The organism is Sphingobium sp. VMM (genome assembly GCF_056790315.1).
The window spans coordinates 13,406-26,606 of the sequence record NZ_JBXGSI010000031.1; the positions used below are offsets into that span (position 1 = coordinate 13,406).

Annotated in this window: 10 protein-coding genes and 2 pseudogenes; 8 read left to right on the plus strand and 4 right to left on the minus strand. The window is 61.4% G+C overall.

What is annotated here, in order from left to right:
• Positions 1-9 precede the first annotated feature (9 nt).
• The 4 genes and pseudogenes from ACUCV3_RS25530 to ACUCV3_RS25545 all read left to right on the plus strand — a co-directional run.
• Complete coding sequence (locus tag ACUCV3_RS25530; RefSeq protein ID WP_017503626.1) at positions 10-1,191, plus strand: thiolase family protein; 1,182 nt, start codon at positions 10-12, stop codon at positions 1,189-1,191.
• Entirely contained in the window at positions 1,188-1,988 is an 801-nt protein-coding gene (locus tag ACUCV3_RS25535; RefSeq protein ID WP_156843225.1) for an enoyl-CoA hydratase/isomerase family protein, read from the plus strand. Before ACUCV3_RS25530 ends, ACUCV3_RS25535 begins: the two co-directional genes overlap by 4 nt.
• 30 nt (positions 1,989-2,018) lie before the next feature.
• Complete coding sequence (locus ACUCV3_RS25540; protein WP_156843226.1) at positions 2,019-2,801, plus strand: SDR family NAD(P)-dependent oxidoreductase; 783 nt, start codon at positions 2,019-2,021, stop codon at positions 2,799-2,801.
• Between the two features lie 82 nt (positions 2,802-2,883).
• A pseudogene (locus ACUCV3_RS25545) lies at positions 2,884-3,174 on the plus strand (ABC transporter substrate-binding protein); the annotation flags it as partial.
• A 65-nt stretch (positions 3,175-3,239) separates the two neighbouring features.
• Here the strand turns inward: ACUCV3_RS25545 and ACUCV3_RS25550 are convergent.
• A complete protein-coding gene (locus tag ACUCV3_RS25550) occupies positions 3,240-4,004 on the minus strand; it encodes an IS6-like element IS6100 family transposase (RefSeq protein WP_001389365.1) in 765 nt (254 codons plus the stop codon).
• 91 nt (positions 4,005-4,095) lie between these two features.
• Here ACUCV3_RS25550 and ACUCV3_RS25555 point away from each other — a divergent pair, with 91 nt between their 5' ends.
• The 3 genes from ACUCV3_RS25555 (at position 4,096) to ACUCV3_RS25565 (ending at position 6,218) form a co-directional block, all read left to right on the plus strand.
• The gene (locus tag ACUCV3_RS25555) at positions 4,096-4,353 is read left to right on the plus strand and encodes a hypothetical protein (RefSeq protein ID WP_482241339.1); all 258 of its coding nucleotides are present in this window, start codon (positions 4,096-4,098) and stop codon (positions 4,351-4,353) included.
• Positions 4,343-5,134, plus strand: a complete 792-nt coding sequence (locus ACUCV3_RS25560) for an enoyl-CoA hydratase/isomerase family protein (protein ID WP_037556861.1) — start codon at positions 4,343-4,345, stop codon at positions 5,132-5,134. The genes ACUCV3_RS25555 and ACUCV3_RS25560 overlap by 11 nt, the downstream gene beginning before the upstream one ends.
• A 76-nt stretch (positions 5,135-5,210) precedes the next feature.
• On the plus strand, positions 5,211-6,218 hold the full coding sequence (locus ACUCV3_RS25565) for a helix-turn-helix domain-containing protein (RefSeq protein WP_081933174.1): 1,008 nt from the start codon (positions 5,211-5,213) through the stop codon (positions 6,216-6,218).
• Here the strand turns inward: ACUCV3_RS25565 and ACUCV3_RS25570 are convergent.
• Both ACUCV3_RS25570 and ACUCV3_RS25575 read right to left on the minus strand, forming a co-directional pair.
• Positions 6,210-6,650, minus strand: coding sequence for a DUF4345 domain-containing protein (locus ACUCV3_RS25570; RefSeq protein ID WP_037556852.1), 441 nt, complete (start codon positions 6,648-6,650; stop codon positions 6,210-6,212). The genes ACUCV3_RS25565 and ACUCV3_RS25570 overlap by 9 nt on opposite strands.
• 20 nt (positions 6,651-6,670) lie before the next feature.
• On the minus strand, positions 6,671-8,170 hold the full coding sequence (locus ACUCV3_RS25575) for an aldehyde dehydrogenase family protein (RefSeq protein WP_037556853.1): 1,500 nt from the start codon (positions 8,168-8,170) through the stop codon (positions 6,671-6,673).
• 1,046 nt (positions 8,171-9,216) lie between these two features.
• Between ACUCV3_RS25575 and ACUCV3_RS25580 the strand changes: the two genes are divergently transcribed.
• A complete protein-coding gene (locus tag ACUCV3_RS25580) occupies positions 9,217-10,827 on the plus strand; it encodes a GMC family oxidoreductase (protein ID WP_482241338.1) in 1,611 nt (536 codons plus the stop codon).
• Positions 10,828-10,995: 168 nt separating this feature from the next.
• On the opposite strand, the pseudogene ACUCV3_RS25585 reads toward ACUCV3_RS25580, so the two are convergent.
• Positions 10,996-13,098: pseudogene (locus ACUCV3_RS25585) on the minus strand (Tn3 family transposase); the annotation flags it as partial.
• Between the last annotated feature and the right edge of the window lie 103 nt (positions 13,099-13,201).

Below are 13,201 nucleotides of genomic sequence, written 5' to 3' on the forward strand. Positions count from 1 at the left end.
GAGAACAACATGAATGACCATGAACCCGTCATCGTCGGTGCTCTGCGCACCCCGGTGGGCAAACGCGGTGGGCGCCTGCAGAAATGGCACCCCGTCGATCTGCTGGGCGAGACGCTACGCCAACTGGTCGAGCGCTCCGGCGTCAACCCCGCAGATCTGGACGATGTGATCGTTGGCTGCGTGCTGCAGTGGGATCAACAGCACGGCAACCTGGGACGTCATGCCGTATTGGCAGCGGGACTGCCCGAATCCGTCCCGGCTGTGACGGTTGACCGGCAATGCGGCTCCGGCCAGCAAGCGGTCAGCTTTGCCGTGCACGGTATCCAGGCTGGTGCCTACCAACTGGTTATCGGGGCCGGGGTGGAGTCGATGTCGCAGGCTCCCATGCCACCTTCGTTCAAGCCCGGCGCGCCGCTGGGCTCGCAATACAGCCCGCGCGAACTGGCGCGCTACCAGGACAACCCGCTGCTGCCGCAAGGCGTCTCGTCGGAGTTGATGAACAAGCGCTTCGGCCTCACGCGCGAGGCCCTGGACGCTTTCGCCGTGCGCAGCCATCGGCGCGCCATCGCGGCATCGCAGGCCGGCCGTGTCCAAGATCAACTGGTGCGGCTGAACGAGGACCCGGCCGACCCGGACAGCCCGATCATCACCGCCGATGAGGGCATGCGCGCGGACCCCAACCTCGAAAAGATGGCCACGCTCAAGCCCGTGTTTTCCGCAGACGGCGCCACCACGGCCGCCAACTCGTCGCAGATCAGCGATGGAGCCGCTGCGCTGCTGATCGCCAGCCGCGCCTATGCCAAACAGCATGGCCTGGTGCCGCGAGCGCGCTTCGTCAGCACTGCCGTGGCGGCAGCCGACCCCGTCATCCAGTTCACCGCTGTTCTCGATGCCACCCGCAAGGCGCTGAAGGAATCGTGTCTGAGCCTGGCCGACATTGACCTGTTTGAAGTCAACGAAGCCTTTGGCGGAGTGCCGCTGATGTTCCAGCAGGAATTCCGCATTCCGGATGATCGCCTCAACGTCAACGGCGGCTCGGTGGCGATCGGCCATCCGCTGGGTTCCACCGGCGCGCGCATGCTCACCGACCTGCTGTGCGAGCTGGAGCGCCGGGGCGGCCGCTATGGCCTGCAAACCATCTGCGAGGCCTCGGGCACGGCCAATACAACCATCATCGAGCGACTGGCATGAGCGTGGCCAACATGAGCGAATCCAGCGAAGTGCTCGTCAGCCGCGAAGGCGCCATTGTCACGTTGACCATCAACCGCCCCCGTGCGAAGAACAGCTTGAACCGCACGGTATTCGATGGCCTGCGCGCACAGCTTGCGCAACTGCGCGACGACGATGCTGTGCGAGCCGTCGTCATCACCGGTGCCGAGGGAGTGTTTTGCGCAGGAGTTGACATCACGGCGTTCGAGGTTCTGCGCGCCGCGCCACTGATGGGTGATCGCGGACCGACGGGCTGGGACTTCTTTTCGGAACTGGGGAGATTTCCTAAGCCCGTCATTGCGGCGGTCGAAAAGGTCGCGCTGGGCGGCGGCACGGAACTGGCGCTGGCCTGCGACATCGTGATCGCCGGCGAGTCCGCCAAGTTCGGCGTGCCGGAAGTCAAGCTGGGCGCCATTCCTGGCGCCGGTGGCACCCAGCGCCTGATCCATGCCATCGGCAAGTCCAAGGCGATGGCCCTGCTGCTGACCGGCGATTTCATTGACGCCCGCAAAGCCTGCGACTTCGGCATCGTCGCTGAAGTGACGGCCGACGGCCAAGCCCTACCGACGGCGTTGGCGATGGCCAGCCGGATTGCGGCCAATTCGCCACTGGCCGTGGTTCTGGCGAAAGACGCGGCCTTGGCCAGCTTTGAAACTCCGCTCGCGCAGGGCCTGGAGCATGAGAAGCGCAATTTCTTCGTCGTTTTGCGTTCGGCCGACAACCTGGAAGGGCAAGCGGCATTCTTGGGCAAGCGTGCCCCCAATTTCACTGGCCATTAACGCCTGTCTGTCCTCTATCAAGGAAAAGCCATGAAACTGAATTCCGACATTTCTGCCGTCATCACCGGGGGGGCTTCCGGTCTGGGAGCTGCCACGGCCCGACTCTTGGCGAGCCACGGCGTCAAAGTCGCCATCTTCGACATGAACGAAGCCGTCGGCCAGGCTTTGGCAAGCGAGCTTGGCGGCGTTTACTGCAATGTGGACGTGATGTCCGAGGAGCAGGTGGACGCAGCCTTCGCCAAGGCCCGCGCCGCGATCGGGCAGGAACGCATTTTGGTCAACTGCGCCGGCACTGCCGATGCCGTCAAGACTGTCAGCCGCGACAAGAAAACCGGCGAAATCCGCCCATGCGCGGCAGATCGTTTCAATCGCATCATTCAGATCAACCTGGTGGGCACCTTCCGCTGCATCGCCAAGTCAGCTGCGGGTATGTTGACGCTCGCGCCGCTCGCCGATGGCGACCGCGGCGCCATCGTCAACACCGCTTCGGCCGCCGCGCAGGACGGCCAAGTCGGCCAGGCCAGCTATGCGGCCAGCAAGGCAGCAATCGTGGGTATGACCCTTCCAATCGCGCGCGACATGATGGACGAAGGGATTCGGATCAACACCATCATGCCGGGGATCTTCGGTACACCTTTGCTGTTGAGCCTGCCAGACAACGTCAAACAGGCGCTGGCGGCCAGCGTGCCCTTTCCCAAGCGGTTGGGTGACCCCGATGAATTCGCGCAGACCGTCGAGTTTCTCGTCACTTGCGGCTACATGAACGCCGAGTCCATTCGTGTGGATGGTGCCATTCGGATGGCGCCGCGCTGACGTATCAATTTACCTGACCCATCCAACCACAACAGGAGACATCATGCAGAAAAGACAATTCATCACCATGCTTTCCGGCGCCATGCTGACGGGCGTTTCTGGTCTGACCCGCGCGCAGGGCGCGGGCATCCAAGGCGTAACAGACAGCGAGATCAAGATCGGCACGACCCTCCCGCTTAGCGGCCCGGCCGCAGGCTATGGCGCCGTCGGCAAGGCCATGTCTGCATGGTTTGATCTGGTAAACGCTGAGGGTGGCTTGAATGGTCGCAAGCTCAAGCTGGTGCTGGCCGACGATGGCTACAGCCCGCCGAAAACCCTGGAGCAAGTGCGCCGCCTGGTGGAGCGTGAGCAGGTGGCCTTCATTGCGGGTCAGATAGGCTCGTCGGCTCTGTTGCAAAGATTGGCGGCAGTCAGAGGTAGGCTGTCGCTCTGCGCCGATCAGGCGGCTGCTGCGAAATGGTGGTTGAGCATGCCCATGGCCTCCGTCAGCGCCGAGGGCCCAATGCCAAAAGCTCTCTCCACAAGGCGCACCTCGCCCCTGATGCCGGGCTGCAGGCACCAGGGGCGAGCCTGTCCTTTGCGCAGGGCTCGCATGACTTCGAATCCCTTGATCGTGGCATAGGCCGTGGGGATCGATTTGAAACCGCGCACCGGCTTGATCAGTATCTTGAGCTTTCCGTGATCGGCCTCGATCACGTTATTGAGATACTTCACCTGCCGGTGGGCCGTCTCCCGGTCCAGCTTTCCTTCGCGCTTCAATTCGGTGATCGCTGCACCATAGCTCGGCGCTTTGTCGGTATTGAGCGTGGCAGGCTTTTCCCAGTGCTTCAGGCCTCGCAGGGCCTTGCCCAGGAACCGCTTCGCTGCCTTGGCGCTGCGGGTCGGCGACAGGTAGAAATCGATCGTGTCGCCCCGCTTGTCGACTGCCCGGTACAGGTAGGTCCACTTGCCCCGCACCTTGACGTAGGTTTCATCCAGGCGCCAGCTCGGATCAAAGCCACGCCGCCAGAACCAGCGCAGCCGCTTCTCCATCTCCGGGGCGTAGCACTGGACCCAGCGATAGATCGTCGTATGGTCGACCGAAATGCCGCGTTCCGCCAGCATTTCCTCAAGGTCGCGATAGCTGATCGGATAGCGACAATACCAGCGCACCGCCCACAGGATCACATCACCCTGGAAATGGCGCCACTTGAAATCCGTCATCGTTCCGTCCGTCCAATCTCCGCCAAGCATGCTCAAGCTTCACGATTTTTGCAACAGAGCCGGTTATCAGATCGTCCACCCAGTAGGGACCATGATGCAGCGCATCCGCCTTAGCGGGCGATACAAAGAAATCCCGAAGAAGGCCTATATCCTCGCAGTCGGAGGGGACGGCAATTCGCAGGAACCCCATTTCCAGCGTTACCACCAGGCAGCGACCCAACATCCTGAGTGGGACGCATATACGCTCTCGGGCGGACATAACCTCATGCTGGATGATCCAGACGGCGTTGCCGCCATCCTGCGACGCTATTCCGACGACAATGATGAAAGCATATCCGATGACGTTTGAGCAGATTTCCCTCGAGGAGCGCGGTCCGGTCGCATGGATCACCCTTGAGCGGCCGAACGACCTCAACTGCCTTAGCCCGATCATGATCGACGAGCTGAACCGGTCGTTTGATCACCTGGAGTCGAGGGCGGAGGTGCGCTGCCTCGTGCTGACCGGACGAGGCCGTGCCTTTTGCGCGGGCGCGGACCTCAAGTTCATCGGCGACTTCCCCCCCGCAGACCGCGACGCAGAAACAGCTCGGTTCCTGCGCCGCGCGACGGATCTCGTTTCGCGGATCGAAGCCTTCCCGAAGCCCATCCTTGCGGCCGTCAACGGGATCGCAACAGCGGGCGGAATGGAACTGCTCCTCGGCTGCGACATCGTGATCGCCGGCGAAGGCGCGCGCCTGGGAGACGGACATGCCAATTACGGCCTGTTGCCGGGCGCAGGAGCCACCGCACGACTGCCGCGACGGCTCGGATTGAACCACGCCAAGTTTCTGATGTTCACCGGCGACCTGCTCAGTGTCTCGAACCCGCTGCTCGCGCCACTCGTGAGCATGATCGTTCCGGATAGCGATCTCCAAGAGGCGGTGGACGGCATCGCCAACAAACTTGCCTCGAAGAGCCTCTTGGGGCTGCATCACATGAAGCAGCTTTTGAACAACGCTGTCGAACTTGCTCTCCCGGAGGCGATCGAGGCGGAGCTGGACGTCAATTCGACCTACTCCTCATCGTTCGATCGCAATGAGGGCCTGGCCGCATTTCGGGAGCGCCGCGTACCGGAATTCAAGGGTGCCTAGATTGCCGTAATGAAAGCAGCCGGGCGAAATCCTTTGGCACAACAAGAGGAGCGCCCCATTATCGTGGAGAGACGAAGTGGGACATTCAACGGCAACTTCTGACGCGCCAGGTCTGGGCGGAGGGCTGCTGGTTCCACGAGCTAATCATATCCGCGTCGGCCACCGATCGCTTTTTGCGTCACAACTGGCCAGTGATCTGGACATCGAGACGCCGCCGGTACGAGCCAAAACAACGGAATTCACCTGGACGTTGTTCAGCAACCTTGCACTTCTGCGGTTTGCGTCCAAGGCATGCAGCGTCAAATATGCCGCGGAGGCTTTCCGCGACTTCTACCTGTTGAAGGTGCAGAAGGAGGGGCATGCCGCGATACGCCTCGACGATCGGATGATCACAATCGGCCCGGGTGATGTCGTGCTTTGCGACGGTGCAGCGGCGCACCAATATGAGTTCGACGACGATAACGAGCATCTCTGCCTCATCTTTTCGAAGCAGATGCTCGAAGCGCGTATGCGTCGCTCATCCCCGCCGATCGGCGATATGATCAATTACCGTATCGCGGCGCATCGATCCTCCGCGATCCTCATGAGAAGCTATGCGATAGGATTGTTGCAGCAGCTCGAGAGGTTCCAGACAGAGGCCGACGATCCGCTCGCCGCTCGCGTTCTGGGCGACACCATTCTGACCTGCTATTCCGCCGAATTTGAGACCGACCGGCGTCGCGACGACAGCTGGACCTCGGTACAGAGATTTGTTGAATCCAATCTCGAAGATCCGGCTCTGCGTCCAAGCTATATTTGTGAAAAACTGCGGCTTTCAGCCAAGAGCCTCCAACGCGTCTTCCGCAGCCAAGGAACCTCGTGTCACAAATACATTGCTGACGCACGGCTCGACGAAGCCAGTCGCCGATTGAGCGATCCTTCCCTAAGCGCCCGCATCACTGACATCGCTTACGACGTCGGGTTTGACGATCTCAGCTATTTCAGCCGTTCGTTCCGTCGCAAATTTGGAGTCTCAGCGCGGGAATATCGGCATTCGGCGCTGCGCGGAACCTTGCCCCTCTGGCGCGGCCGCCCCTCAAGCTGACCTGTTTCGTAGCCGGGCGTCCGCAATTGCGGTCCAAAACATGATCACCGGCGGCACCACCAACTCGATCGCTATCGCCGCGGTGAGAACGAAACCTGGCGACCCATACCGAAGATAGGCCAGGGTCCGTGCGAGGCCACTCAGAAACACGAAGCCGAAGAGCAAACGCAGGAGCAAGAGCCGCTCACGCAGATCGCGGCTGGCATACCAGATGAGCGGCGCGTAGCCGAGCCAGATCGCTCCGGCGAACATCAGCTGGCTGTTCAGTGTTGGATCGGAAAGCGCGGCGGATGGGAGCGCGGCGCCGGCGGTCGCGAGAAACTTCGCGCCTTGGGCGATGTCGCCGATACCGGTGGCCAGAGGAACGATGCAAAAGGCTCTTACCGCCGCGGAGAGGCCCCGCCCACCAATTGCTTCCGCCCTACCGACCATTGTCTTCGCTCCCTCTAAACCTACAGAGCCACGAGAACCGATTTGGTTTCGGTATAGGCGAGCACCCCCTCCCGCCCGTGTTCGCGGCCGAGCCCGGACTCCTTGTATCCCCCGAACGGCACGGCAGGATCGATGGCGTTATGACAGTTTCCCCAGACCGTGCCCGCCTTGATTGATCGCGCCAGCCTATGCATTGCACTGATGTCGCGGGTCCAGACCGACGCCGCCAGCCCGTAGCGCGTGGCGTTCGCGCTCTTCACCACGGCGTCGAGATCATCGAAGCGCGACACGCAAACCACTGGCCCGAAGATCTCTTCACGCATCACGCGCATCTCGGGTGAGACGTCAGCGATGATCGTGGGCGACACATAATAGCCCTGATCGGCGAGCTGACCGCCTCCTGCAACGACCGAGGCACCTTCAGTCGATGCGCTCTCGATGAAACCCATGACGGTATCGCGCTGCCGCGCCGACACCAGCGGTCCCATCTGCGTATCCGGCGCAAGCGAAGGACCGAGACGAATCCCCCGCGCTGCGTCGGCTATCCCTTCCACCAGCGCGTCGAACACGTCCCGATGGGCGAAGACGCGCGAGCCCGCTGTGCAAATCTGGCCAGAGTTGAAAAAAACGCCTCCCGCCACGCCCTGAGCTGCCTGTCCGAGATCGGTGTCGGGCAAGACGATCACAGGCGACTTGCCCCCAAGTTCGAGCGTCACGCGCTTGAGGCTGTCGGCGGCCGAGTGCGCGATCATCTTGCCTACCGAGGTCGACCCGGTGAAACTGATCTTGTCGACCTCGGGATGTCGCACCAGCGCCGCGCCGGCGCCACTGCCAGCGCCCGTCACGATGTTGATCACGCCTGCCGGGAAGCCGGCCTCAAGCACCAGCTCGGCGAACCGCAAGGTCGTCAGACTTGTCTGTTCGGCCGGCTTGAGAACGGTCGTACAGCCCGCAGCCAGTGCCGGCGCAAGCTTTAGGGCGGCGAAGAAAAGCGGAAAGTTCCAGGGCACGATCAGGGCCGCGACGCCGATCGGCTCGCGCCGTGTGTAACCATGGAAAGCGCCGGATGGCGCGAGCAACGGCTCGACGCTCTCTCCATCGAGACGTGATGCCCAGCCTGCCATATAGCGTAGCTGCGCGATCGCGCCGGGAACGTCCATCTGCGATGCGGCGGTGATCGACTTCCCATTGTCGATCGCTTCCAGCTCAGCGAACTCGGTGGCGTTCGCCTCGATCAGATCGGCCAGCCTTCGGATCGTCATCTCCCGATAGTAAGGAGACTGGCCGCTCCATCGGCCGTCATCGAACGCCGCGCGCGCCGCGCCGACGGCCCGATCGACATCCGCATCGCTGGCATCGACGATCGCCCCAATCTCGATACCACTCGACGGATCGTAGACCGGTACGAACTTCTCGCCTGAGGAGGACTGCCATTCCCCGTCTATCAGGAGACGCTTCGGCGAGGCGATGAACGCACTGGCTGTATCGGAATATCGCGGCTGCGACAAAATGGACGTCATCGGAGTGCCTCGCAGAATTGCTGGTTCGGGGTGAAGATTGCCCGGCGCGTCTAGAAGCGACCGCTCAGGCGAACGCCAAGCTGTCGCCCGCGCGAATATGTTCCCATCTCGCCGAAGGTCGCTGGAATGGTCGGCAGGGTGTCACCCGAGACTGCCGTAAGCGCGACCGGCACATCGCGAAGATTCTCGCTCCGCTTACGCGCCGTGACGACGATGTCCTCCAAGGCACCTTCGGTCGAGCCTCCCGGTCGAGAGCTGTCATCCTTCGTGGCACCGACACCCGATGCCACCGATGACGCGGGCGCGTTCGTGGCAGTCTGAGCGCACGCTGCGCTCATCGGGTATGCAGTGGCGAAAAGGCCGATCGCACTCCCCGCGAGCAGGCTCCTCATGTTCGGATGTCTCAATCAATCCTCCCTAGACATGCGTTATTGCGTGTTCTCTGGGCGAGATTATTCGGAGGGCAGCGCTGGCGCTTGGAGAAACCGGGCTGCATTATTTGTAGCTTTGCGCCGTCAAGAATTGCGACCGGGGAACGGCCTGGAGGGTCAGTATCCAGCAGCGCCGAGCGGGAGTTCATTTGGAAAAGCTTGTCGCCTTGCGGTCCAAAGGAACCCGGGCGGACTCAAGCGCCGGCGAGCATCCGCGATGCTCGCTCGGAGACACCGCGAATCCCACCACTCCCGCCGTGTGACGTCCTCTCTTCTCGCAGCGACCGGGGCCAAGCGAAGTCAAATTCGCGGGCCGGATTTTCCAAGTTCGACGGTGACATCGACCGTAAACTGGCGAACCGGGATCGAGCGAAAATCCCCTGACAAGGATAAATCCGCCGGGAGAGGCCATGGAAATCTTCAGTACATTTTCAATCCGAAATCTCATTTCGGTCTCGGTAATCAGCGCATTCTCGCTTCTTGAGAGCGCGCGCAGTTCGTCGTGCGGCTCATTCGCGTCGGCACGATCTTCCTAGGTAGCACCAGCCGGTCGGCACCAGGCAGGAGCTATGGCCGAGCGCTCGGTCGGTCCAGATCTCTGCGGAGACAATATATATGCCAGACTATGTCATTATCGGGGGCGGCTCGTCCGGAGGCGTGATCGCCAGTCGTTTGTCGGAAGATCCGAAAACGACGGTATGCCTACTCGAGGCTGGCGGATCGGGTAATTCGCCGCTCGTTTCAACACCAGGTGCCTTTGCGGCACTGATCCAGGATTTTGCGATCAACACGCTCAACTGGCGCTACAATACCGAGCCAGTCACGGCGCTGAATGGCCGCCGCCTCTATAATCCTCGCGGTAAGATGCTGGGCGGGTCGAGCGGGATGAATGGCATGGTTTACATCCGTGGCGACCGATCCGATTTCGACAATTGGCACGACCTCGGCAACCAAGGTTGGTCGTACAACGACGTTCTGCCTTACTTCAGAAAGGCGGAGCGCAATGTCCGGGGCGACAGTCAATATCATGGCGCCTTCGGTCCGCTTCACGTGTCCAACGGCGATGCTTCCTTCAAAGCCTATGGCGCCTTTATCGAGGCCGCTGCATCGCTTGGTCATCCACAGAACGAGGATTTCAACGGCGATACCCAGGAAGGGATCGGTGTCTACCAATTCACCGTCAAGGACGGCCGGCGGGCCGGTGTGAAGCGCTGCTATATCGACCCGATGCTCGTCCGGTCCAACGTCCGGGTCGAAGTAAATGCGCGCGCGCAGCGGATCGTCTTCGATGGTAATAGGGCAGTCGCGGTAGAGTTCGTGCAGGACGGCGAAGTGCGGCGGGTGGATGTCCAGAAGGAAGTCATCGTCAGCAGCGGTACGTTCAATTCGCCCCAAATTCTGATGCTTTCTGGTGTTGGCCCGCGCGCCGAGCTCGACCGGCATGGCATAGAAGTCGTTCAAGAAATAAATGGCGTCGGGCAGAATCTGCATGATCATCCCGACGTCATGATGATCTTCGAGACGCGCAAGCGCATTGGCATTGCGCTCAATCCATTGGGATTGATCAAGAGCACAAAGGATCTTCTGCACTATATCGTGCGCAAAGGCAGCTGGCTGGGCAATCCGCCGACTGCCGTAGGAGGGTTCCTGCGCTCCGATCCCGATCGGGACCGCCCGGACTTCCAACTCCACGTGATTCCGCTAGCCTATCGCGACCACGCACGCGACTATCGTTTGATGACGAAATGGGGCTTCACGGTTCTCATCAATATCGGTCATCCCAAGAGCAGAGGTGCAGTGCGCCTTCGCGATAGTTCCGCTCTGTCCGATCCCCTCATCGACCTCAATCTTCTGAGCCATCCTGACGATCGAACCGCGTTACGAAACGCCTTCAAGATAACGCAGGACATTCTTTTCTCAGAGACGATGAATGACGTGGTCAAGCGACCGCTCTACCCCACCCACAAGCTGAATGAAGATCAAGAAATTGACGCTTACCTCACTGAACATGTGAATCATGCTTATCACCCGGTCGGCACGTGCAAGATGGGAACCGACGCGCTGGCGGTTGTCGACACTCGTCTCAAGGTTCGAGGGCTGCAAAATGTTCGCGTGGCTGATGCCTCGATCATGCCAACGATCATCAACGGCAATACGAACGCCACTTGCATCATGATCGGCGAAAAAGCAGCAGACATGATCGTAGAGGACCAGAGACCTCAATGACCCCAAAGCACTGATGGCGCGTATTGGCCGCCAGCGTGACACGCTGGCTAGTCTAGATGGTCAGGCGGCTGCTTGGGAGCATTATAGAGCTATAGAGGCAGGTTAGTCACCCTGCCGCGAGCAGGAGGAAAGACTTGATCGGATGTCCTATATTGGCGCCGTATCGAAAGCTCCATTCGGCCTCGCGCTGACGAGCGTCGTCGTGGAAGCGCTTCGGTCAGTCGGGAACCATGCGGAGCTGGACGTGGCGCCGTCGCCCCAGACCCGCGAAAATGGCAGGCGGTGGTGCGCGTTGATGAGGACGGCCAGCGCCGCTCGGTAGCTGTCATCGCGGATATAGGCGTCATGGGTCCACAGGAGCTGATCGCGCGTGACGCCCTGGCTCGCGGCCGCCATGCGCGACAGGCCGAGATTGGTTGCGTCGGCGAGGATCGTGGCGAGCAGCGCGTTTTCATTGGGGCACGCCTCGCCGGTGCGCAGGTTGGTGAACGCTGCGAGAAAGCCGGTTTCCTGCGCCACCTCATGCAGCAGCTCGGTGATGCGGATGCGTGGCATCATGGCATCGAGCCGGTCAGCCAGTACTTCGGCATCGGGTGTCGCGATCGTGCGTATCGGCGATATCTGGAGGCGGCCGTCGCGGAACCGCACACCTTCCAGAGCGTCGCGCTTCAGGCGCTGGGCGAATTTCTTCAGCCGCCAGTCCAGTTCGCGGCCCCGCTGTTCGAGCCATTCGCTGGCTGTGGGTGGCAGGCCAAGAGCCGATACGATCGGCTTGGCCTTCGGATCGCTGAGCAGGTAGCTGTCGAACCGGCGGTATCCCGCCGATCGCTCCACCCAGACATCCCCGGACCGCAATTTGTTGCGCAGATGCGCGATCGTTGCGATCTCCCAAAGCCTCCGGTTGATCTTGCCGTCATCGCCAACAACGATTTTCCGCCATTCCTTGCGGAAGGGCATCGGAGCGTCGGGAGGCAGATCGCGTTTGCCCGACCTGTTGAGGTCGCGCAGCATCTCGACAGCGGCGATCGTCTTCGCGCTGCCCTTTCCCGCCCTGAACTGGAGCGCTTCAAGCAGATCAGGGGCGAACTTACGCAACGTCGCATAGCGATCGGCCGCGACCGTCAACGGGTCGAGGCTCGCGGTTTCCGCGATCGTCGCTACTTCTGGTCTGGCCTTCAGGAGGGTGTTCTACCCGACCGAAGCGTCCAGGGCCTCTATCGGATCTTCGCCGGTATCGACTGCATCGGTGAGTGCGTCGATCGTCCTGCGAAAGATCAGCATCAGCCGCGCGACGTTCTTCGACGTGGTGGCATAGCTGCGCGCCTGGGCGTTCTTCGCGCGGGTGAAGATGCTGCCGATCAGCTTGTCCGCCATCTCCAGAGCGCTGTCAGTCAGCCGTTCTTCGAGGTCGAGCAGGAAAGCAACAAGCGTGGCGCGCCGGCGGGAGGGGATATATCGCTCGATCATATAGGCAGGCGAAGCGCGGCCTTCCCTGACATATTGCCGAAATCGGTCCCCATGGATGCGGCCAGCTACGTCGGGAGAAATGCCGATCTTCCGCACTTGCCACAGGCGGTCGAGAATCTGGCGGATGTGATCGGGTTTGGCCGCGACGGGAATGGTCTTGAGCAAAGCAAGCTGGCTCATGCCGTCGGCGTCGTCAAAGAGCTGGTCGAGGGCGTGGACCTGTTCGGCGCTGAGATCGGCGATCAGGGCATAGGCGGCCTGCTTACGGGCACGCGCACGTCCCGCGCTGCTGGCGCGTTCGATGGTGGAGATGGACGGCAACAGAATCCGGACCTCGCGAAGGGCGGTGGCGACGCCGGTCGCGATCGTCATCCCCTTGTCGGTCGCCCATGCCGTTTTCGCGGCCGCTTCGATCATGAAGGGAATATCGGCGCGGGTCGCCCCCCGAAGTCCCAAGCGCACCGCCAACACACGGGCATGATCCGTCATTGTCTGATCTCGCGCCGCATAGTTGGCCAGGTCGGTTACGTGCAGTCCAAGTTGCTCCGCGACGAAGGCGGCGAGATCATGGGGTATCGCTCCCCTGTCCTGTATCAACTGCGCAAGCGTGATGCCCGGGTGCCGCAAGAGCGCGAGTTGCAGCGCGACGCCCAACTGGTTCCGTTGCTCCCGTCGCGCGCCGATGATCTCGATATCCGAAGGCTCGAAGGTGTAGAGCCGTGCCAAGTGGTCGCGATCAGTCGGGATGGCGAGGATCTGGTCGCGCTCGCTCTCGGTCAGGAGTTGATGCTTGCGCTTCGTCATGCCGATTCCCGTCCACAAAAGGTCATCTGTGCCTATGGACAGCCATGAGTAAAGAGACATAGTATGTGGACGGACATGGATTGGGCAAAGCGGTCGCCCTTCA